We start from the raw sequence: 21,851 nt of genomic DNA on the forward strand, positions 1-21,851 counted from the left end.
GTTACACATGGAGCAAGGAGCGAGTCTAAACTCGCACCATAGTAGTATATCAAATCGGGAACCGCCGTGCAAGAACCTAGATTAGGTTGCTGAAAATCTCTACTTTAAAGTTACTTTACTTTGACTCCAATACCTTGTTGACCATACGTATTGTCATATCCCCAAACCCATAATTTTCCTCCGCTGATCCAAAAGATATTCCGGCTCGTATTTTCAATAAAGCTTACGTTTTTGTTCAAGTCTCCAAGCCGCGGATAAGTATTGTACGTCAACAATTCCTTGTTTTGGGTAAGCAGCAGGACGCCGTTTACCGTTAATGTAACCGAGGTATAATTCAGGCTTTTGCCGGCCGCGCTCCAGCCTGTTTGCTTGTTGTATCTTAGTGCCATATTCGTAATATTCGTCGGTTTGTTCAATTGGGAAGGAACCTTCTGACCAAGCTGTCTCGCTGAATTGTCTCCATATCCCCATAACTCGCCATTTTTGTCTATGGCAACGATATATTCATTATTTGTATTGGCTGCATCAAACTTTTGGATATCCTTGAACCCGGCAATTTGTTCAGCTTTGGTCGTCTGCCCTTCCACAATGGAATTATCCCAACTCCATAAGGTTCCGTCCTTCTTTAAAGCGTAGCCTTTAAGGTTGCTCATGGATACCGATACTGCATCCTGGATTAATATTTTCCTGTAATGATTATGTATGAATTCACGCGCATCCTCATTAGCCCAACCAACTCCGCCTAACTGATAAACATTCCCGTCATTAGTCAGGAGTGCTACTCCTCGATTAAAAGCATTCATATCGGCAATCGGCTCACTAATTAAAGTAATCTTGGTCGGTGTCCCGGTAACGGTCTTTATGCCGAGATCCTTCAAATCTCCCCAACCGTATAGTTCTCCATCCGTTGTAATATATAAGGAGAATTTCTCCCCCGCTTCGATTTTCCGGATCTTTGAGTTGGTGGTAATGAGCGTCGGCGGAAGAACCGGCATTTCGCTTTCGCTAATTTCGTGGTTCGTATTCTTCCCCCAACCATAAAGCTGACCATCCTTCCCGAGTGCCAAGGTATGGGCTTCACTGGCGGCTACGGATACGGGTGAATCTACAGCTTTCAACTGGGTTGGATCCTTGGCAATGATGGCTTGGGATCCTACTCCATATTGTTCAAACTTTACGGGTGTTGGTTCTTGATAGCCCTCTCGATATTTTTCATAGCGGCTTGGCGTTTCGTAACGGTCCCGGTAATCCGGCAAAGTCGTCGCAGCCTGTGCTCCTCCCGGTATGGTCACATAAACCCCTATACCGTAATTGTATTTGGAGAGCCTGGATTCCTTGAACACCTCTTCTTTAAAAGCAGGCGTGACAAGGTAATAATACCCCTCTTTATTTACCTGTACTGTAGCGGAGAAGAAGGCCTTTTCATCCTCGTCCCTTAACTCGATGTTCAAAGATGAGGCCTCAGCCAATCCTTCCACCAGAATGGAGTTGTCTTCATTTCGTTGAGCGAAGATTCCAATTCCTGCACCAATGGCTTGTACCTGATTATCCGATATCAGCGGAATAACGAGCGCTATGATGACCATAATGATCATTCCCCTCGTGCGTTTTCCCATGTTCAATCATCCCCTCTGCCAAATTTATGTATGTAAATAATTATCGGTTCTTACTTGTACATGATTAACCCTGCATTACAAACAATATATTTGATTCCCCTCTTCGGGGCAGAAAGGAGGAACAACAAAGTGGGCGAGCAAACGGAATTCGAGCCGGGCGACAAAGCGCCGAACCCGGGCGTTTATGTAGAAGTCAGTGAAGCGCGCAGCTTCCATACCCAAATTCAGAACCCCAAGCGGGTTACCTTGGAGCGCGGAGAGACGTTTCCGGAAACCTCGAATAAGGACAGAAAGTGGAAAAAGGCCGAGAAAGCACGCGTACACTAAGCTGTTTGCTGAAAGAACTGTTTTTAAAACTTTCGTGTATAGAACCCTGTATTCTGCACATAATACAATCAGACGGTGATGCAAAGAGAGGTGTGGTTCCGTTGGAGGTGTCCGATGGTAACATCATTTCTGGAGTCTTATTCACTTCGTGACAGAAGCCAAGATCTCGGATAAGGAAGACCCCTCTTCACTCATTCGAGCTGCATACGCACACATCGAAGTTTCTTGGGTTGTGAGAGAAGAATTCCCATTAAGCATACCGTCAACCATAAAGGACCCGAAAGGGTCCTTTTGGCTTGCATAGACATAAAAAAAGACCCTGCCTAACGGCAAAGGTCATGTTCTTATATAGAAGTAAAATGGCGGAGAGGGTGGGATTCGAACCCACGCACGCCTTGCGACGCCTAATTGATTTCGAGTCAACCCCCTTGGGCCTCTTGGGTACCTCTCCACAGCAAGCAAGAATGATTGTATCATGATTTTTTTAGGATTGCAAGTTGAATTCATAGTCAACGCCAGTCGTATGGAAACGAAAAAGTCGGCTAATCGTTCAAAATGTCCGTTAGCAATAGTGGGAAGAGTTGCTAATAACCTTTCTTGCTGAAAGCCTTTACTTCACAACCCTTCACACTATGGTCGGATTAGCTGTTTTCAGTCCCGGCGTCAGCGTCAGAAGGATCCGCGGAGGACTCGGCAGCAGACCGGATTACCTTCCGCATATTCTTTTCGAACTTGGCCCGCGGCACCAAAACGCTATGCTTGCAGCCGACACATTTAATCCGGATATCCATCCCCATTCGAATGATTTCCATTTCATTGCTCCCGCAAGGGTGGTTTTTCTTCATTAATACAATGTCACCTAATTGAAAAACTTTACGTTCCATCGTCCTCTCCCCCTTCTCATCATTTAACAACCTTAAATACAGCGTACCATATGTTGATCTATTCAGCAGTCTTTTCGGCCTCGGCAGTAAGACGAAGAGCCTCCTCTTCTTCGAGTGCTTCCTTCGCATACATCTGAATCTCACGCTCCAGATCAGCACGTACTCCCGGCGGACAGTCCGCTGCTATGCGAATAACATACTCGCTTGCTGTCAACGATTGTACACCTAGTACGGTTGGAACCCTATTAGCCAGGCTGCTGCTGTCCTTCAGCTCCAGCATAGCCTTCTTTAGCAGCTCGATGGTATCCTCCAGCTTTCGGCTATTGCTGAAGGGCAAATCGACCACAGCAAGCGCCGTTCCAATCGAGTAATTCGTTACATTCGTAATCGAGCCGTTCGGAACAATATGCACCTCCCCGGTCCAGCTAACCAGTCTCGTGGAGCGAAGGCCGATCATTTCAACCGTCCCCTTCAGCGTGCCGATTTGAACGACATCACCTACGGCAAATTGATCCTCCAGGATGATAAAGAAGCCTGTGATCACATCCTTCACCAGATTTTGCGCACCAAAACCAATCGCCAGCCCAAGCACCCCGGCTCCGGCAATTAACGGCGCCAGCTGCACGCCTAGCTCCCCCAGGATCAGCATGACCATCACAAAGTTCCCTGCAAACGAGACCACATTTTTCAGCAGCTCCCCTACCGTTATAAATCTCCGAGGATTGACCTGCATCCGCCCCTTCTCCTGACGTTCCAAGGAACGGTCTATTACACGGAACAACAGTTTAATCACAAAGCGGGTCAGGATAAGGATCAGTAAGATACGAAGGGCTGAGAACAGCACAGTTTCCCACATGCCCGTATTCGTTAACCAATCCCAGACCTTATTTTTGAAGCTCATAGCCTCATCGATGACACCCGTCGATTGTTGCAAACGCCAATTTGCAAACCTCATTCCGCCTCTCCTCCTTCATAGCTATCTAAGCTGAACTACCCTTTTTACGTAGCTTTTATAGTTCAACTTATAGCTCTTCATACCCGGAAGCGGATCGTCTGAAAATCCCCCTGATCTCCACGGATTGGTCATGAACAATCTCCGTGACCCTCTCCAGATTCTCTGAACCGAACTGAATGGATAAGGCACATCCTGCGGTAATCTCCTTCGGCGTAGGGCACAGATCAATCTCAATCTCCGCATATTCTAACAGCATCTCTGCCCGCAGCGCCTGCTGTGTGGAGTCAAATGCCATCACTAGGCTGTTCTCCATCCATTCTCCTCCTCTGTTTCAATCCGAGACTTTAGTCCGAGTATATATTCTCAATGATTTCCATATACTATCTACTAATATTCCAAGGGCTACTTCATTCTTGATTAAGGAAGGAAGATTCCATGTCATCTATTCAACCAGCCATAACAGCACCATCACAAGAAATCCCTTATCTGAAAATGCCTCATACCGAACCGGATATCCATGCCGCGATTATTCACCGTCTTCTTCTTCACTTCACCAAGATTAGCCATGGGCAAGAAATGATCGTTATCTGCATTGGAACAGACCGTTCCACAGGCGACTGCCTCGGCCCCCTCGTTGGAACCTCACTTGCGAAGCTGAATCAGTCGGGCAAGCTGTTCCATCTGTTCGGGACGCTTGAAGAACCGGTCCATGCTATGAATTTAAAAGATACCTTGGAAAAAATCAATCAAAGCTTTCGGAATCCTTTCATTATAGGGATTGATGCCTGCCTGGGTCAAACCTCCAGCGTTGGCTCCATTCAAGTTGTACAAGGCCCTCTCCGCCCGGGAGCAGGCGTTAATAAAGAATTACCGCCGGTCGGCGATATCCATCTAACAGGCATCGTCAATGTCGGCGGCTTTATGGAGTATTTCGTGCTGCAAAATACCCGGCTTAGTCTAGTTATGCGATTATCGGAAATAATTTCCAATTCCTTATATACGGCGATCCAAGAATGGCACTGCGGATTTAGGCCTCGTTACCGGCAAGGGCAATAGCTTCCTCTTCTTCCGAGGAGAGCGCATAGCTGGACTGCCCATGCTCCAGCGGTTTAGCATAGACATAAGAACCGTCTCTGCTGTATAGGCCGGTGATAATGATTCCATTTTTCTGATCATCCACGAAGGCGGCGGAGAAGCTCAACTCATTTCCACGTTCACCAAATGCATTATAGCGCTTGATTCCAATCTTCGCCTTTTGCTTCGGCAGCAAGTGATTAATACGTTCAAGCTGCAGGTTATGATCGTTCTGATTCTCTTCAAGGAGAGCCTGCTGATTCTTCAGATCAATTAGTAAGCCTTCCAGATCCTCAATCCCTGTTCCAGCCATCATTTGATTGTATCGTTTACGCATTCCCCGAAGCTTGCTGCCCTGAATCAGGTTCCAGAGTAGCAGCCAGAGGAGGATCACCACGAATCCCATTACGATCCAGATCATTTGGTCCAATAAAAGTGCATTCCACTCCTGCATTTGAATCTCCCCTAGTTAAAATATCACTGTGCAATCTGCTTCATTGCTGATATCAGTGCTTCTATCTCTTGCACCGTAGTTGAATACCCGACACTAGCCCGAACCGCTCCGCGGCCTGTAGTCCCTGCGCTCATATGGCCAAGCGGAGTACAATGATATCCGGCCCGAACGGAAATTTGATATTGCCGGTCCAGACGGAATGCGACTTCGGCGGCATCCCATCCTTCCAGCGTAAAGGCTACCAGTCCGGTGCGCGGCACGCCTAATTCCGGACCCAAACACGTTAGTCCTTTAATCTCAAGCAAGCCCTGCATCAGCTGTTGGGTTAACTGCCATTCATGCTGATAAATCTTCTCTATCCCGTACTCCATAACCGTCCTGACACCTGCGCCTAAACCGGCAATGCCTACCGTATTGAGCGTTCCGGCTTCGTATTGGTCTGGACGCACTTTTGGCATTTCTACAGCCTCTGACTGACTCCCAGTGCCGCCGTGAAGCAATGGCTCCAATTCCAGATCCGGGCGAATGTACAGCCCTCCGGTCCCCTGCGGACCAAGCAAGCTCTTATGCCCTGGAAAAGCAATCATATCAGCACCTGTCTGCTTCACATCCACCGGATAACAGCCAATGGTCTGAGCAGCATCTATCAGCAGCAGCGCCCCTGCAGCATGAGCAATTTTTCCGATTTCTTCCACGGGGAGAATCGAGCCCAGCAGATTAGAGCTATGAGCACAGACGACGAGTCTGGTCTGCGGGGTAACCCGTTCCTTCAGTTCAGCTAAATCTAATATTCCTTGCGCGCTTACCGGAATATAATCTACTTGGATTCCTTTAATGCGCTTGAGATATTCTAACGGCCTGCGTACAGAGTTATGCTCGACCATCGTTGCGACGACATGGTCTCCTTCACGCAGACAGCCTTTAATAGCCAAATTCAATGCTTCAGTTGTATTAGAGGTAAATACAATATCGTTAGCATTATCAACCTGCAGTAATTGAGCCAGTGCGGTTCGGGTCTGCAGGATGGATCTTCCCGCATTCATAGCCATCCGATAATTTCCCCTGCCGGAATTGGCTGCCGGTCCGTTTAGTATTTCCAACATACTCTGGCTTACACGCTCTGGCTTGGGCCATGAAGTGGCCGCATGATCAAGGTATATGGGAGATCCAGTTTTCATATCGTTACCCACCTTTTGGACCCTTTAATCGGTTCATTCGTAACAATGACATACTCCCATTCACAGACACTCCATTAACATGTCCATCAAGTGAGTATGTCATTTTTACATCCAGATTCAATTGAGATTCAATAAATCAAGCAAGCGCTGCAAATCCTGTTTGCTATAAAAGTTAATTTCAATCTTGCCCTTCTCTTTATTAGACTTGATCTTTACGGTCGTCTTATAGCGCTCCCGCAAGCTCTCTTCCACTTCTTCCATGTAAGGGTCACGCTTCTTGCTTACAGCCTTCACTTTATCTTGCTTATGCTTGTCCAACTGCTGGACAGCATCCTCAAGCTCCCGTACACTCCACTCATGCTCGATACATTGCTTCGCCAGCTGTTTAATCTTTCCATTATCCTTTATTCCAACCAACGCCCGGGCATGGCCCATAGACAATGTTCCACGTGAAACATATTCCTTCACTTCGTCCGGTAATGACAGGAGTCTCAAAAAGTTAGCGATATGCGATCTGGACTTACCTACCTTCAGCGACAATTCCTCTTGCGTAAGCTGGAAGGTATCCATCAGGTTCTGGTAAGCCACAGCGACTTCCATAGCATTCAAGTTTTCACGCTGCAAATTCTCGATCAGCGCAATTTCCATGACCTGTTGATCGGAAAATGTTCTTACGACTGCAGGAATGGTTGCATTTCCACAATATTGCGATGCCCGGAAACGACGCTCCCCTGCAATTATCTCATACCCTTTGAGTACACTGCGAACAATGATGGGCTGAATTACACCGTGCTGGCGAATCGATTCTGCCAATTCACGAATAGCTTCTTCATCGAAAGTCTTTCTAGGTTGGTAAGGATTCGCCCGAAGCTGATTCAAAGGAATCTCGATCACCTTGTCATCATCCTGAACGGATAGAGATGGAATTAAGGCATCCAGCCCTTTTCCCAACCGCTTACTCATAGGAAATCACTTCCTTTGCCAGCTCTAAATACACCTCTGCGCCCTTGGATCTCGGATCATAAGTAATAATCGATTGACCGTGAGAAGGAGCTTCACTAAGGCGTACATTTCTTGGTATGACTGTCTTGTAGACTTTTTGTTGGAAATACTTCTTCACTTCTTCAATAACCTGAATGCCCAGGTTCGTACGCGCATCGAACATGGTCAGCAGCACACCTTCAATTTGCAGCGACGTATTCAGATGCTTCTGTACAAGTCTTACCGTATTCAATAATTGGCTCAAGCCTTCAAGCGCATAGTATTCGCACTGAATCGGAATAAGCACCGAATCGGCTGCGGTTAACGAGTTAATCGTAAGGATTCCAAGTGAAGGCGGGCAATCAATTAGAATGTAATCATATAAATGTCTGACTTGCTGCAAGGACTTCTTTAATCGAACCTCACGAGAAATCGTAGGAACAAGCTCAATTTCTGCACCAGCCAATTGAATGGTCGCCGGAATAATATCGAGCCCATCAATTTCTGTTTGCATAATAGCTTCCTTCGGATGCACTTCATTAATCAACACATCATAAATACAATTTGGAACATCGGCTTTATTAATCCCGACACCGCTTGTCGTATTCCCTTGAGGGTCAATATCAATAAGAAGCACCCGTTTTCCAACTGTCGCAAGGCCGGCACCCAAATTGACTGAGGTCGTCGTTTTGCCGACCCCACCCTTCTGATTTGCTATGGCAATTATTTTAGACAATCCATTTCACCTCAGTATAATAGAAGAATCTTCTTGTAGATTTCATTATGCGATCACCAAGCTGTTGCTACAAAAAGACCACAGTATTCCTGGCGATGTCTCATGCGGTTTTCAAAAAAAGAAACTGACCTTCAAGCCCAAAGTTAAGGTCAGTAGTCCTTCTTTTATCTTTTCGGAATTTGAATGACAATTTCATAGTGATCTTCATGATCCTTCTCGGATGTCTTGATCGCCATTCCTGATCCGGATACCATGTCGATAGATTGACGAATCGTATTCAAGGCCAGCCGAACATCCTTCGTGAACGAAATGCGTCTGGATGCTTTCTTGTTCTTGGCTACTTCCTTATAAAAAGCGATTCGCGCCTCTGTTTGCTTCACATTCAATTCCTTCTGGATAATTTCCTCAAGGACCTTTAATTGCAGTTCTTCCGAATCAAGAGAAAGCAATGCTCTCGCATGCCTTTCCGTGATTTTGCGTTCCATTAAGGAGTTCTTTACTCCTTCAGGAAGATTAAGCAGCCGAATTTTGTTAGCGATGGTTGATTGGCTCTTGCCCAATCTCTGTGCCAGGCTCTCTTGAGTTAATTGGTGCAGATCAATTAGGTTCTGATAAGCTAAGGCCTCTTCAATTGCAGTAAGACCTTCACGCTGCAAATTCTCGATCAAGGCAATGGAAGCAGCCTGTGAATCGTTGAATTCCCGCTGAATAGCTGGAATTGTCGCCAAGCCCAGCTTTTTGACAGCGCGCCATCTTCGTTCTCCGGCAATGATTTCATACTTGTCATTCCGGAAGCGAACTACAATCGGTTGAATAACCCCATGTGTTCGGATCGTCTGACACAGCTCATCAATTTTCTCATCATCAAAGATGGACCGCGGCTGATAGGGACTTCCTACGATGTCCCCTACCGGGATTTGTTTTACTTCATCGACTTCCGCACGTTCGGTCATGCCGAACAGTCTCGTGAATTGTTCTTTCATTCCACAGATTACCACCTAATTTAAAAGTGACATAAGCCGTCCGATTGCTCTGTTGCAATATCGTCTGTTATTGTACCGATCCCGGTTCTTTAAAGAGTCTAGCAATCAACATTCTTGCAAAATTCTTCTATAGAATAGATCGATTTCAGCTATCTTCTATTCTACCACTTTTTTCACTATAATCCTATTCTCTTCTATATGAAAAATAAATAAATAGGTTTGAATGCCTAATTACAGAAATAAAACCCCCTACCCTGATGTTTCACGTGGAACATTTAGGTAAGAGGCTGATTCAATGGACTATACAAGCGGCGACTTAAGCGGCGTCCCCGCTTTTCTAGGATACTTTCTCGGGGTTGCACCGCTTTTCTCGATAACAATAATATGGCGGTCCGAATTTTCCAGCGGTAAAGAGAATGAATAGGTTTTACGCAGCTTAGCGTTCAATTCCTTCAGACTGCGTTTCGCCTCATGCAATTCCTCGGAAGGGTCGCTTCCCTTCATGGCAGCGAACACCCCGTTACTCTTGGTAAAAGGAAGACAGAATTCATTCAGTACCGCCATCCGTGCAACCGCTCTGGCCGTAACCAGATCGAAGCGGTCTCTCATATGGTCCAGACGCGCAGCATCCTCAGCCCGGCTATGCAGAAGCTGCACTTGCTCAAGTCCAAGCTTATCACATACATGCTGCAAGAACTGAATCCGCTTGTTCAGAGAATCCACGATGGTTAATTGAATATGAGGGAAACAGATCTTAAGCGGAATCCCAGGGAAGCCTGCCCCCGAACCGATATCCGCCAGGTTTGAAACCTCATCCATATTTAAATAGAAGGAAAGCGACAAGGAATCATAAAAATGCTTGATATATACCTGTTGTCGTTCGGTGATTCCTGTCAGGTTCATTTTCTCATTCCAACTAACCAGTTCCTGATAATAATCCTCAAATTGCCGCAATTGCAGCTCTGTTAAAGTAATTCCTTGTTCAGCCAGCAATTGTTGAAATTGGAGTTGAATCTCATCCAATAGCTTATCCTCCCGCCGCGGTTACCCGATTATAATGCTCCAGATACACCAGCAGAATGGATATATCCGCAGGAGTAACGCCGGAGATCCGTGAAGCTTGCCCAATGGAGATCGGACGGATTTTAGCCAGCTTCTGTTTGGCTTCCATTGCCAGGCCTTGAATATCCTCATAGACAATCGATTCAGGTATTCTTTTCTTTTCCATTTTTTGTAATTTCTCTACGTGAATCAATTGCTTCTCTATATAACCGGCATATTTGATCTGGATCTCTACCTGTTCACGCATTTCCGCATCCAAAGGAGCCTCTGATGGAAACCGCTCGCCGATCAAATCATAGGCCACTTCGGGACGACGGAGAATCGTTAACAGATTGCTGCCATCCTGAATCGGAGCCGAGCCGATAGCTTCCAGCAGATCATTAATCTCTGACGGCTTGATCTTGGTTACTTGAAGCCGCTGAATCTCCCGTTCAACCTTCTCCTTTTTGTCTAAAAAGGCATGGTACCGTTCGTCCGTAATCAATCCAATCTCATGGCCCAGCGGGGTCAAACGCAGATCGGCATTATCATGGCGAAGCAGCAGACGATATTCGGCTCGAGAGGTCAGAAGCCGGTAAGGCTCATTGGTCCCCTTTGTAACCAAATCATCAATCAGGACGCCGATATAGCCTTGCGAACGGTCTAAAATAACCGCCTCCTTTCCTTGTACCTTACGGGCAGCATTAATCCCAGCCATAATCCCCTGTCCGGCCGCTTCCTCATAACCGGACGTTCCGTTAATCTGTCCGGCCGTGAACAGTCCTGGCAGACGCTTCGTCTCCAGTGAAGGCCATAGCTGTGTCGGCACAACAGCATCATACTCAATGGCATAACCGTTGCGCATCATCTCGGCGTTCTGTAAGCCCGGAACGGAACGGAGCATTTTCAGCTGAACCTCTTCCGGCATGCTTGTCGAGAAGCCCTGCACATAATACTCCTTCGTATTCAGACCCTCTGGTTCAAGAAAAATCTGATGCTTTTCCTTATCGGCAAAGCGGACAATTTTGTCCTCGATAGAAGGACAGTACCGCGGTCCAGTACCTTCAATAACGCCTGAGAACATCGGTGCGCGATGCAGATTTGCATTGATAATATCATGGGTCTCGGCAGACGTGTAGGTCAGCCAGCAAGGCAATTGCTCATTTTCCGATCCCTTTGTCTCATAAGAGAAAAATTTAGGTTTCTCATCGCCAGGCTGAATTTCGGTCTGGGAAAAGTCGATGCTATCCCCGTGCACCCGCGGCGGCGTGCCTGTCTTGAAGCGCACCAGATCAAAGCCCAGCTCCTTCAAATGATGAGAGAGGCGCAGCGAAGGCTGCTGATTGTTCGGTCCACTCTCGTACATCAGCTCGCCCATAATAATTTTTCCGCGCAAATAGGTTCCGGTTGTCAGAACGACCGCCTTAGCCCGGTATTGAGCACCTGTCTTGGTCTCCACACCCACGCATACGCCGTCCTCGACCAACAGCTCCTCAACCATTCCCTGACGGAGCGTCAGGTTCGGCTCTCGCTCCAGCGTCTCCTTCATCTCATGCTGATAGGAGAACTTATCGGCTTGCGCCCGCAGGGCATGTACAGCCGGCCCTTTGCCGGTATTCAGCATCCGCATTTGAATAAATGTCTTATCGATATTCCGGCCCATTTCCCCGCCCAGCGCATCGATTTCACGTACTACATGTCCCTTTGCAGGTCCGCCAATCGACGGATTACATGGCATAAAGGCAACCATGTCCAGATTTATCGTCACCATTAAGGTGCTGCAGCCCATCCGGGCAGCCGCCAACGCAGCTTCACAGCCGGCATGTCCCGCACCAACGACAATCACATCATAGCTGCCGGCAACATATCCCATATGCAATCAACCTCCAATTCTTTATTCTCATGTTGAACTATAAAAGCAACGTGCAAAGGGTCTGCCTTATAAGTCTCTTGTTAATGATTCTGCGTGCTAGGGGCAACGTGTGAAGGGTGCTTACGATCGCTGTTGCTCGCGGATTTCTTGATTGGATAAATATAGCAAGGAAGAAACCCGCTCACAAAGGCGAACGCTTTCGCTTCTTCAGCACCCTTCACACTTATGCCTTTCCTACGCAGGACTCTTTAATTCGGCTTTATAGTGCACCGTGATGCACTATTATAGTAGCTCATGCAGATCCTCACTCAAATTCATCCACCTTTAATACAGGGCTTGTCATCCGGCATCTATGGTGCCGGAGGGCACTACAAACTTTCAGTGCAGGAATAATCATCCTTTTTTGTTGGTGTAGGTGTTCCAAAGTTTACTTTTGGGACACTCTCCTTCTGAAGCATAAAGCAACAGCTATCGTAAGCACACTTCATACATTGCCTCCCACAGCAGAGTTTTTAGTTCAACTTCTCCATCCTTATTTTCCCAAACAAAATTGGGAGAAAATTTGATCTATCAGCGCATCCGGAGCGGAATCTCCGATTACTTCACCCAACTGCTCCCATCCCAACCTTACGTCGATCTGCATAATATCAATTGGTATGCCCGCATCGGCCGCCTCATACGCATCCGCAAGCGATTGACGCGCCTTCTTGAGCAGGGCGATATGGCGCACATTGCTCACATACGTCAGATCTCCGGATTCAAGCTCTCCGCCGAAGAACAGTCGGGAGATGGCATCCTCCAAATGATCCAGCCCCTCCAGTTGCTTCGCAGACAGCTCCACAACTGCATTTTCCGGGAAATAATTCAACACCCTTGCCCGGTCCAATTGCTGCGGCAAATCGATTTTGTTCAATAACACAAGCACAGAGCGCCCTTGCAGCTGCTCCATTAATTGCAATTCATCCTCATGCAGCGGCTCGGCTCCATTCAGAACCAGGAGAATCAGATCCGCTTCAAGCACTGCGGCACGGGACCGCTCCACGCCAATCTGTTCGACGATATCCATCGTCTCCCGAATTCCCGCCGTATCCAGCAATTTCAATGGAATATTGTTAATTGTAACATATTCTTCAATGACATCCCGCGTCGTTCCGGGGATATCCGTCACAATCGCTTTGTTCTCACGCGCAAGAGCATTCAGGAGGGAGGACTTCCCTACATTAGGCCGGCCCACGATCGCTGTCGTAATCCCTTCGCGAAGTACCTTCCCTTGTTCTGCCGTCCGCAGCAAGCCTTCAATTCCTTGCGTGACCTCGTCACACTTCGCTTTAATAAACGCGGTGGTCATGGACTCTACATCATGCTCGGGATAATCGATGTTCACCTCAATATGCGCCAGCGTCTCCACTAAAGCATGCCGAAGCTGATGAATCTTGCGCGACAATTCGCCATCCACCTGCTTGAGTGCGACCGAGAAAGCCCGGTCTGACTTGGAACGAATCAAATCAATGACCGCCTCCGCTTGAGACAAGTCAATTCTTCCGTTCAAGAAGGCTCTCTTCGTAAACTCTCCCGGCTCAGCCAGCCGGATGTCGGGCTGCTCCAGCAGCAGGTCCATGACCCGCTTCACTGAAATAATCCCACCGTGCGTACTGATCTCAACGACATCCTCGGTCGTAAAGGAACGCGGAGCCCGAAATACGGAGACCAGCACCTCTTCCAGCTTATCTCCGGTCTTCGGACGAATGATAAAGCCATAATGTACCGTGTGGCTTTCCGCCTCCGTTAACGGTAACCGGGAGCGAAACAAACGCCCCACCGCGTCGATGGCTTCCGGGCCGCTTACCCGGATAACGGCGATGCCGCTCTCGCCGACCGCTGTTGAAATCGCAGCGATTGTATCGCTAAGCATATAGTTGTCACCTCGAATATTCAAAAATTTGATAGTTGAGTCCCCAACTAAAAGAAAAGCAATGACATTTGCCAGGGCAAAACGTCATTGCGTCTCATTCATCATTTGCTCTGCTTCAGCGTAATAATGACTCGGCGGTTCGGATCCTCGCCTTTACTGTAGGTTTTTACTTCTGGATGATCCTGGAGCTTGGAGTGAATCACCTTACGCTCTTGAGGGGACATCGGTTCAAGCACGACATCCTTGCGGGTGCGAACGACCCGCCCTGCAAGCCTCACGGCCAGATCCTCCAGCGTCTTTCTCCGCCGCTCCCGAAAATTCTCGGCATCCAGAATGATACGGATATATGAGTCCGAATAACGGTTAGCAATAATATTAGCCAGGTATTGCAAGGAATCCAGCGTCTGCCCCCGGCGTCCGATTAGGACGCCGAGATCGTTGCCGCTAATGTTTAATACAGTAATATCCTTCTGATGGACTATCTCCACCTCAGTTTCAATGCCCATGCTATCACTGACGTCACGAATAAATGACGCCGCCGCTTCATAAGGGTCTGAGTCAACCTCTGGACCAGACCGAATCTCTTCTCTGGAACCCAAATCAGAATTTCTGACCTTCTCCGTCTCCGGTGTTCTTACTTGCGGCGGAACTGAACCTGGCACCGCTTCGGACTGCAAGGTCAATTCAACCTTCGCATCCTTCGCGCCGATCAGTCCAAGGAATCCTTTTGACGGCTGCTCTAACACATTCACGGTGACTTGATCCTCGGTAGCGCCGAGCTTGGCCAACCCTTGTCTTACAGCTTCTTCAACGGTTTTTCCTGACGTCACTATCGTTCTCATTTCGATTTTTTGGCCTCCTTGGCACCACTTTTGCCGGGATGACCGGCTTTTAAGTTCGAACCGCCCTTTTTGGACTTGTTGCCGGAATGAATTACAGCCGCATCGTTATTGAGTGCTACTACCGGATTCTTCTTCCGATAAATGAAAAAGTTTTGTACGATCGTGTACAAGTTACTGAAAATCCAGTACAACGGAAGTGCCGCGGCAAAATTGTATGCCATTACGAAGATCAGCACAGGGTACACATACATCATAAATTTCATCGGATTGATGCCCTGCATATTGCCGGTTTGCGGCTGCATATTTGACATCATTTTGGTTTGGATAAAGGTTGTTAATGCCGCAATCAGCGGGAGAATATAGAGCTTGTCCGGCTCACCCAACTGAAGCCACAAGAAAGAGTGCTCACGAATCGCTGAGTTATGGTAAATAGAGTTATATAGCGCAATGAATACCGGCATCTGTATAATCAACGGAAAACAGCCGGCCATCGGGTTCACTTTATTTTCCTGGAACAGCTTCATCGTCTCTTGCTGCTGCTTCTCAGGATTGTCCTTATACGTTTCACGGATCTTATTCAGCTCAGGCTGAATCGCCTGCATCGCCTTCGAGCTCTTCACCTGCTTAAGCGTAAGCGGCAGGATCAAAGTACGAACGATAAGTACCATGACTAGAATAGCTAGTCCATACGCTCCACCGAACCAATCTGCAAACGTATCCAGGGCCAACGAAAAATAGTACACTACATTAGATGTCCACCATGAAGTACTTTCTTTCATGTCTGCTGTGGTTGAGACATAATCAGCAGGTTGACCGCAACCCGACAACATAACTACCAGGCCGATCATAAGCAGGAGCAGAAGCCACTTCCTGTTGCTCTTCAAAATACGCGACACTTGAAAACCCCTCTCTTAACCTTTCCATTACTCGTAAATCATAACATATTTACATGGACAAAGAAACAAGCATGCTTACTGCCTGAAAGCCTTGAGCAGCGAGGCTTTTCGCAGTACGTGCAGCACGCTTTTTTCCAACTCCTTGAACTCCATTCCTACAGCCCCGTTCCGGACAATCAAGATCAGATCGACATGGTCTTTAATCTCATGCTGATGCAATCTTACAATCTCCTTCAGGACGCGTCTCATCCGGTTCCGAACCACGGCATTGCCGATTTTCTTGCTGGCGGATACCCCGAGCCGAAACCGTTCAACATCATGCCTGGACGAATAATAGACAACAAGCTGACGATTGGCGAACGATTTCCCGTATCGGTATACCCGGCCGAAATCGGATCGATTCCTTAATCTGAGCTTTCTATGCACAGGTCCATTCTCCTCAAGTCAATCAACCCCAACCCGCCGGCCCGATCGTCCTTCCATCATTATTGACCAACGGCATAGGCCGGTAAACCAATTCCTTATGCGACGCCGCGTAAGACCCCGGGGAAATTAACATCTACTCATAATGTAAAAAAAGACCACCGCAGTGGTCTTCATGCACGTACGCTTTACGCACTCAATACTTTTCTGCCTTTTTGACGACGAGCAGCGAGAACCTTGCGGCCATTTTTCGTGCTCATTCTTTTGCGGAAACCATGAACCTTGCTGCGCTTGCTCACGTTTGGTTTGAAAGTCGGTTTCATTTATTGCACCCCCTTAAGCAGGAATCACTTACTGTATATTTACCATTTTCATATCCACAGAAAATGCCTTTATACATTTAATCATAACCCCCATAAAAAGTCAACTGATCCCGGCATATCTTCTCCCTCTCCAAAACCTCTGTGGATAGGCAAAAATCGGGTTTTCCACAGCTTAATTAGTGTTTTCATTCATAAAATATAGTTATACACATGTGGAAAAGTAAAAATATGCTCTTTTCCGCGGTTTACACCTGTTAATAAAGCCTTTATGATGAAGGTGAAATATCTTGTATACAAGCATGAGCATAGGCAAACTATAGTTAGAAATGGGGAAAACATATGATTGATGAGCGTTCGTTGATGATCGGCGTAGATATCGGCACAACCAGCACAAAAGCGGTCTTATTCGAGGCCAATGGAGCCATCCTCTCCTCTGCCAATGAGGGCTATCCGCTTCATACCCCCTCTTCCGACGTGGCGGAGCAGGATCCGGAGGACATATTCAGCGCTGTAGTGTCTTGCATACGTCAAGTTATGGCGCAAAGCGGCGCTTCGCCCGAGCAATTGAGGCTCGTATCCTTCAGTTCGGCCATGCACAGCGTTATTCCTATGGATGAAAATGGGAAACCGCTGATGAACTGTCTCACCTGGGCGGACAATCGCAGTGTCGCCTGGGCGAAGCAATTAAGGAACAATCCGGAGGGGCATGAACTATATCTGCGGACAGGGACACCGATTCATCCCATGTCTCCACTGTGCAAGCTGATCTGGCTGCGTCATGAGCTTCCCGAGCTCTTCAGCCAGACCTCCAAATTTATCTCCTTAAAAGAATATATCTGGTTCAAGCTGTTCGGACAGTATCTGGTGGACCTGTCGATCGCCTCCTGTACGGGGCTGCTGAATCTGGAGCAGCAAGCATGGGATGAAGAGGCCTTGCATATGGCTGGAATCACAGCCGGACATTTATCCGAAATCGTATCTACTACCCATATTTCCAGGGGCATCGACCCGTCTTTTGCGGAAAAAATGGGACTTCTCCCTTCCACCCCCTTTGTAATCGGTGCAAGCGATGGCGTCTTGTCCAATCTGGGAGTCGGAGCGATTGGTCCGGGAGAAGTGGCAGTCACGATCGGTACTAGCGGAGCGATTCGGACGGTTGTCGATCAACCCCGGACCGATCCGAAGGGCAGAATTTTCTGCTATGCCTTAACCGATAAGCATTGGGTGATCGGCGGTCCGGTGAACAACGGCGGCAGCGTGCTCCGCTGGCTTCGCGATGAATTTGCCTCCGCAGAAGTAGAAACGGCCAAACGTCTTGGCATCAGTGCTTACGACGTGCTTACAAAAATTGCGGAAAATGTTCCTCACGGCTCCGAGGGGTTGCTATTTCACCCTTTTCTCGCCGGTGAACGCGCTCCCTTATGGAATCCTGATGCCCGCGGATCCTTCTTCGGTCTCACCCTCCATCATCATAAGGAGCATATGATTCGGGCTGTGCTTGAAGGCGTCATCTTCAACTTATATACCGTTCTCCTTGCGATGGAGGAAATCATCGGCAGACCTCAAGCGATTCTCGCCACAGGCGGATTTGCGAAATCCCCCCTATGGCGTCAACTCATGGCGGACATCTTCGATCAACAGGTCACCGTGCCGGAGGAAATTGAGAGCTCCTGCCTGGGAGCGGCCGTTCTCGGCCTTTATGCCCTCGGCGATATCGATTCACTGGATGTCGTCACCTCTATGGTGGGCAGCACCTACAAGCATATTCCGGCTAAGGAACACGCGGCGATCTATAAGGAGCTGCTGCCGATCTTTATCCGCATTTCACGCAAATTGGAAGAAGAATATGAAGCGATCGCCGAATTTCAACGGCGCAGCTCCAACGACTAGTAGATCTAGCAAAGAGGGAAGAACGATCCCAAGTACACCCGGGATCGTTCTTCCCTCTTTTTATACAATTCCGGACAACCTGTGCATAATATTTTTGAGAACCGAAGTGATTCTGTCGAATATTAAACAATTTATAAACAATATGTAGTGGTGTGAATTAAAATTGTACACAAGTTATTGAATTTGTGGATAAAGTTCAGCAATTCATTGAAATATAGGCCTTCTTTTGCTATGATTATATTGCTTTTGTTGTGAATATCTAAATTAAAGCGGAATAATTATTAACAGGCTGTGGATAAGATTGTGAACAATTCGAGTTTATCCATGTTTATAATTATTCCACTTTTCTGACTTATGGGGATAAATATCCCCATTATTGTTGTTTTTTCGACCCTTTTCTGCATGGCTTATGCCACAAGTGGAAGATGTAAAAGGAGTGACCGTCTGTGGATAGCCATACGTCTGATATATGGCAGCATATTTTATCCATCATTAATACCAAACTCAGCAAGCCGAGCTTCGATACCTGGTTTAAAGCAACTAAGATCGTCTCGCTAAGCGACCGTTCGATCGTCATCTCGGCACCCACCACCTTTGCGGTAGAATGGCTGGAGAGCCGGTACACGAAGCTTGTTGCAACCACTGTCTTTGAATACCTTGGCAAGCAGGTAGATGTTTCCTTTGTGATCGAGGAATCCGCTATTCCTGAGCAAACTCCCGTATTCAAAGAGCCTCCTGCACCCGTCCAGGTAGAGGAAAACGGTTCCAATATGCTGAATCCGAAATATACGTTCGATACCTTCGTCATCGGCTCCGGCAACCGGTTCGCTCACGCGGCATCGCTGGCTGTCGCCGAAGCGCCTGCGCGTGCGTATAATCCGCTATTCCTCTATGGAGGCGTAGGTCTTGGCAAGACTCACTTAATGCATGCGATCGGGCATTACATTCTTGAGCACAATCCAAGCAGCAAAGTCCTTTATATCTCATCCGAGAAATTCACTAATGAATTCATCAATTCCATCCGAGATAACCGCGCTGAGAGCTTCCGCAACAAATACCGCAATATTGATATTCTATTAATCGACGATATTCAATTCATTGCCGGCAAAGAATCGACGCAAGAGGAATTTTTTCATACCTTCAATGCGCTCCATGAAGAACGCAAGCAGATCATCATTTCCAGTGACCGTCCGCCAAAAGAAATTCCAACCCTCGAGGAGCGGCTCAGATCCCGGTTTGAATGGGGACTGATTACCGATATTCAGCCTCCTGATCTGGAGACGCGGATTGCCATTTTGCGCAAGAAGGCCAAGGCGGAAAATCTGGACATTCCGAATGAAGCGATGATGTACATCGCGAACCAGATCGATACCAACATTCGGGAGCTCGAAGGCGCGCTGATCCGCGTCGTCGCATACTCCTCCCTGATCAATCAGGATATTACGACCCATCTGGCCGCCGAAGCGCTTAAGGATATTATTCCTTCCAGCCGGCCGAAGATGATCACCATTCAGGATATCCAGCAGCGCGTCGGAGAATATTACAACCTGCGGCTGGAAGACTTCAAGGCTCGCAAGAGAACCAAGGCTATCGCCTTCCCGCGGCAAATTGCGATGTATCTGTCCCGGGAATTAACGGACTTCTCGCTGCCCAAGATTGGCGATGCGTTCGGGGGGCGCGACCATACGACCGTCATTCATGCCCATGAGAAAATATCTCAGCAGTTGAAATCCGATCAGGATCTCTATAAAGTTATTAACAACTTGACAGAGAAAATCAAAAACTCATCCTGAATAAGCTATAAGCCTATGCACATGATATTCACATGTGGATAGGCTTCATTTCATATAGTCTGCCCTCTTATCCACATATTCAGGGCCCCTACTACTTCTTCTATTAATTAAAAGATATACATCATCATGAGGAACACGGCTTTCGCCGCACTCTAAAAAACGGAGGGACAAGCCTCCAGCCTGAGTACATATTTCATCTTATGCCGGGCACTCGGCAATTATGAGGAAATTGAATAAGATTATGTTTAGGAGTTGAATTTATGAAGATCCGCGTACTAAAGCATGATTTAAATGAATCCATCCAGCATGTGGCCAAGGCCATCTCAAGCCGGACAACGATCCCGATTCTGACCGGGATCAAGCTGGAGGTTAATTTTCAGGGAATGACGCTTACAGCCAGCGATACCGACATTTCCATTCAAGCCTTTATTCCTGCGGAAGACCAGAATAAACAAATCGTCCAAGTAGAGCGTCCGGGCAGCGTTGTGTTGCCTGCGAAGTTTTTTGTGGAAATGATTAAGAAGCTGCCTTCAGCCGAAATCGAGATGGAGGTTCAAGAAGGCTTCAAGACGCAAATCCGTTCCGGCTCTACCGATATTCAAATGGTTGGTTTGGACCCGGAAGAATTTCCTGTGCTGCCAAGCATTGAAGAGAACCAAGTCATTTCGATGCCGGGCGATCTGCTCAAGAATATGATCAAACAGACCGTCTTCTCGATTTCCTCCAATGAGACCTCCCCTATTCTGACCGGGGTCCTCTGGAGTCTGAGCGAGAATCAGTTCAAATTCGTGGCTACAGACCGCCACCGGCTTGCCAGCAGAACCGCTGAACTGAGCAATGACGATCAGGTTCGATTCAGTAACATTGTCATTTCTGGTAAAACACTCAATGAGCTGAGCAAGATCGTTCCGGATCAAAATACAATTGTCGATATCGTCGTGGCCGACAACCAGGTACTGTTCAAAATTGACCGCGTCCTGTTCTATACCCGTATTCTGGACGGAACCTATCCGGATACCTCCAAGATTATTCCGACGACCTACAAGACAGAACTGGTTCTGGATACGAAGAAGCTAAGCGATTCGATCGACCGTGCCTACCTCCTGTCCCGCGAAGAGAAGACCAATATCGTTCGTCTGCAGACCATGGACAATGGATCCGTTGAGATTTCTTCAAGCTCTTCAGAGCTGGGCAAGGTAACCGAGCAACTGGATCTGGCGGAGTTCACAGGAGAACAGGTAAGAATCTCCTTTAACTCCAAATATATGCTGGATGTGCTTAAGGTCGTAGAGAGCGAGCAGCTCCATATCGGATTTACCGGGGCAATGAGCCCGATTATTATCAAGCCGATGGATGATACCCAGAGCCTGTATCTCATTCTCCCTTATCGGACGACCAACTAAGAGAGGAAGCTGGCATCAATGCAGAGCGTACAAATTTCAAGCGAATATATCAAACTGGATCAATTTCTCAAGCTGGCCGATTGCATTTCTACGGGCGGCATGGCTAAGGCGCTCATTCAGGATGGTGCTGTTAAAGTGAATGGCGAAGCTGAGCTGCGCCGCGGCCGGAAGCTCTATAACGGTGATGTGGTAGAAGTGGAAGATGCCGGAGCCTTTCAAGTCGTTCGCAGCGAGGAAGCATAAGAGATCGGATCCGAAGTCGCATAC

22 protein-coding genes and 1 tRNA gene are annotated in these 21,851 nt (G+C 47.6%); 6 read left to right on the forward strand and 17 right to left on the reverse strand.

What is annotated here, in order from left to right:
• Positions 1-110 precede the first annotated feature (110 nt).
• On the reverse strand, positions 111-1,616 hold the full coding sequence (locus TX85_RS20230; protein WP_044481564.1) for an RCC1 domain-containing protein: 1,506 nt from the start codon (positions 1,614-1,616) through the stop codon (positions 111-113).
• 129 nt (positions 1,617-1,745) lie between these two features.
• Between TX85_RS20230 and TX85_RS20235 the strand changes: the two genes are divergently transcribed.
• Positions 1,746-1,943: a YjzC family protein gene (locus TX85_RS20235; protein WP_044481565.1), complete on the forward strand. Its 198-nt coding sequence runs from the start codon at positions 1,746-1,748 to the stop codon at positions 1,941-1,943.
• 360 nt (positions 1,944-2,303) lie between these two features.
• On the opposite strand, the gene TX85_RS20240 is transcribed toward TX85_RS20235, so the two are convergent.
• The 4 genes from TX85_RS20240 to TX85_RS20255 all read right to left on the reverse strand — a co-directional run bounded on the left by TX85_RS20240 (position 2,304) and on the right by TX85_RS20255 (position 4,095).
• Positions 2,304-2,394, reverse strand: a tRNA-Ser gene (locus TX85_RS20240).
• 190 nt (positions 2,395-2,584) lie between these two features.
• A complete protein-coding gene (locus tag TX85_RS20245; protein ID WP_044481566.1) occupies positions 2,585-2,827 on the reverse strand; it encodes a DUF951 domain-containing protein in 243 nt (80 codons plus the stop codon).
• 58 nt (positions 2,828-2,885) lie between these two features.
• Entirely contained in the window at positions 2,886-3,782 is an 897-nt protein-coding gene (locus TX85_RS20250) for a mechanosensitive ion channel family protein (protein WP_044481567.1), read from the reverse strand.
• Positions 3,783-3,849: 67 nt separating this feature from the next.
• Entirely contained in the window at positions 3,850-4,095 is a 246-nt protein-coding gene (locus TX85_RS20255) for a DUF3343 domain-containing protein (protein ID WP_044481569.1), read from the reverse strand.
• Positions 4,096-4,217: 122 nt separating this feature from the next.
• Here TX85_RS20255 and yyaC point away from each other — a divergent pair, with 122 nt between their 5' ends.
• Entirely contained in the window at positions 4,218-4,838 is a 621-nt protein-coding gene (yyaC, locus tag TX85_RS20260; RefSeq protein ID WP_044481570.1) for a spore protease YyaC, read from the forward strand.
• Here yyaC and TX85_RS20265 read toward each other — a convergent pair.
• From TX85_RS20265 to rpmH, 12 genes are all read right to left on the reverse strand, one after another.
• Positions 4,810-5,310 (reverse strand): DUF4446 family protein, encoded by a 501-nt coding sequence (locus TX85_RS20265; RefSeq protein WP_044481571.1) that lies wholly within the window; start codon positions 5,308-5,310, stop codon positions 4,810-4,812. The genes yyaC and TX85_RS20265 overlap by 29 nt on opposite strands.
• Positions 5,311-5,333: 23 nt before the next feature.
• Positions 5,334-6,488: an aminotransferase class V-fold PLP-dependent enzyme gene (locus tag TX85_RS20270; protein WP_044481572.1), complete on the reverse strand. Its 1,155-nt coding sequence runs from the start codon at positions 6,486-6,488 to the stop codon at positions 5,334-5,336.
• A gap of 117 nt (positions 6,489-6,605) precedes the next feature.
• On the reverse strand, positions 6,606-7,451 hold the full coding sequence (locus tag TX85_RS20275) for a ParB/RepB/Spo0J family partition protein (RefSeq protein WP_044481573.1): 846 nt from the start codon (positions 7,449-7,451) through the stop codon (positions 6,606-6,608).
• The gene (locus tag TX85_RS20280) at positions 7,444-8,205 is read right to left on the reverse strand and encodes a ParA family protein (RefSeq protein WP_044481574.1); all 762 of its coding nucleotides are present in this window, start codon (positions 8,203-8,205) and stop codon (positions 7,444-7,446) included. Before TX85_RS20280 ends, TX85_RS20275 begins: the two co-directional genes overlap by 8 nt.
• 164 nt (positions 8,206-8,369) lie before the next feature.
• Complete coding sequence (gene noc, locus TX85_RS20285) at positions 8,370-9,188, reverse strand: nucleoid occlusion protein (protein WP_044481575.1); 819 nt, start codon at positions 9,186-9,188, stop codon at positions 8,370-8,372.
• A 300-nt stretch (positions 9,189-9,488) separates the two neighbouring features.
• Positions 9,489-10,211, reverse strand: coding sequence for a 16S rRNA (guanine(527)-N(7))-methyltransferase RsmG (rsmG, locus tag TX85_RS20290; RefSeq protein ID WP_044481576.1), 723 nt, complete (start codon positions 10,209-10,211; stop codon positions 9,489-9,491).
• Positions 10,212-10,215: 4 nt separating this feature from the next.
• Positions 10,216-12,102 (reverse strand): tRNA uridine-5-carboxymethylaminomethyl(34) synthesis enzyme MnmG, encoded by a 1,887-nt coding sequence (gene mnmG / locus TX85_RS20295; protein ID WP_044481577.1) that lies wholly within the window; start codon positions 12,100-12,102, stop codon positions 10,216-10,218.
• A gap of 532 nt (positions 12,103-12,634) precedes the next feature.
• Positions 12,635-14,014, reverse strand: coding sequence for a tRNA uridine-5-carboxymethylaminomethyl(34) synthesis GTPase MnmE (gene mnmE / locus TX85_RS20300; RefSeq protein WP_044481579.1), 1,380 nt, complete (start codon positions 14,012-14,014; stop codon positions 12,635-12,637).
• Between the two features lie 101 nt (positions 14,015-14,115).
• Positions 14,116-14,856 (reverse strand): RNA-binding cell elongation regulator Jag/EloR, encoded by a 741-nt coding sequence (gene jag / locus TX85_RS20305; protein ID WP_044481580.1) that lies wholly within the window; start codon positions 14,854-14,856, stop codon positions 14,116-14,118.
• The gene (locus TX85_RS20310) at positions 14,853-15,752 is read right to left on the reverse strand and encodes a YidC/Oxa1 family membrane protein insertase (protein ID WP_374705696.1); all 900 of its coding nucleotides are present in this window, start codon (positions 15,750-15,752) and stop codon (positions 14,853-14,855) included. The genes jag and TX85_RS20310 overlap by 4 nt, the downstream gene beginning before the upstream one ends.
• 75 nt (positions 15,753-15,827) lie before the next feature.
• Complete coding sequence (rnpA, locus tag TX85_RS20315; RefSeq protein WP_044481582.1) at positions 15,828-16,178, reverse strand: ribonuclease P protein component; 351 nt, start codon at positions 16,176-16,178, stop codon at positions 15,828-15,830.
• Positions 16,179-16,363: 185 nt separating this feature from the next.
• Entirely contained in the window at positions 16,364-16,498 is a 135-nt protein-coding gene (gene rpmH / locus TX85_RS20320) for a 50S ribosomal protein L34 (protein ID WP_044481584.1), read from the reverse strand.
• A 339-nt stretch (positions 16,499-16,837) separates the two neighbouring features.
• On the opposite strand from rpmH, the gene gntK reads away from it, so the two are divergent.
• From gntK to yaaA, 4 genes are all read left to right on the forward strand, one after another.
• Positions 16,838-18,388: a gluconokinase gene (gntK, locus tag TX85_RS20325; RefSeq protein ID WP_044481585.1), complete on the forward strand. Its 1,551-nt coding sequence runs from the start codon at positions 16,838-16,840 to the stop codon at positions 18,386-18,388.
• 446 nt (positions 18,389-18,834) lie between these two features.
• Positions 18,835-20,181 carry a chromosomal replication initiator protein DnaA gene (dnaA, locus tag TX85_RS20330; RefSeq protein WP_044481587.1) on the forward strand — a complete coding sequence of 449 codons (1,347 nt, stop codon included), beginning with the start codon at positions 18,835-18,837 and terminating at the stop codon, positions 20,179-20,181.
• Between the two features lie 260 nt (positions 20,182-20,441).
• On the forward strand, positions 20,442-21,584 hold the full coding sequence (gene dnaN / locus TX85_RS20335; RefSeq protein ID WP_044481588.1) for a DNA polymerase III subunit beta: 1,143 nt from the start codon (positions 20,442-20,444) through the stop codon (positions 21,582-21,584).
• Between the two features lie 18 nt (positions 21,585-21,602).
• Positions 21,603-21,827: a S4 domain-containing protein YaaA gene (yaaA, locus tag TX85_RS20340; protein WP_044481590.1), complete on the forward strand. Its 225-nt coding sequence runs from the start codon at positions 21,603-21,605 to the stop codon at positions 21,825-21,827.
• Positions 21,828-21,851 lie beyond the last annotated feature (24 nt).

The organism is Paenibacillus antibioticophila (assembly GCF_000455265.1).
Taxonomy (GTDB): domain Bacteria; phylum Bacillota; class Bacilli; order Paenibacillales; family Paenibacillaceae; genus Fontibacillus; species Fontibacillus antibioticophila.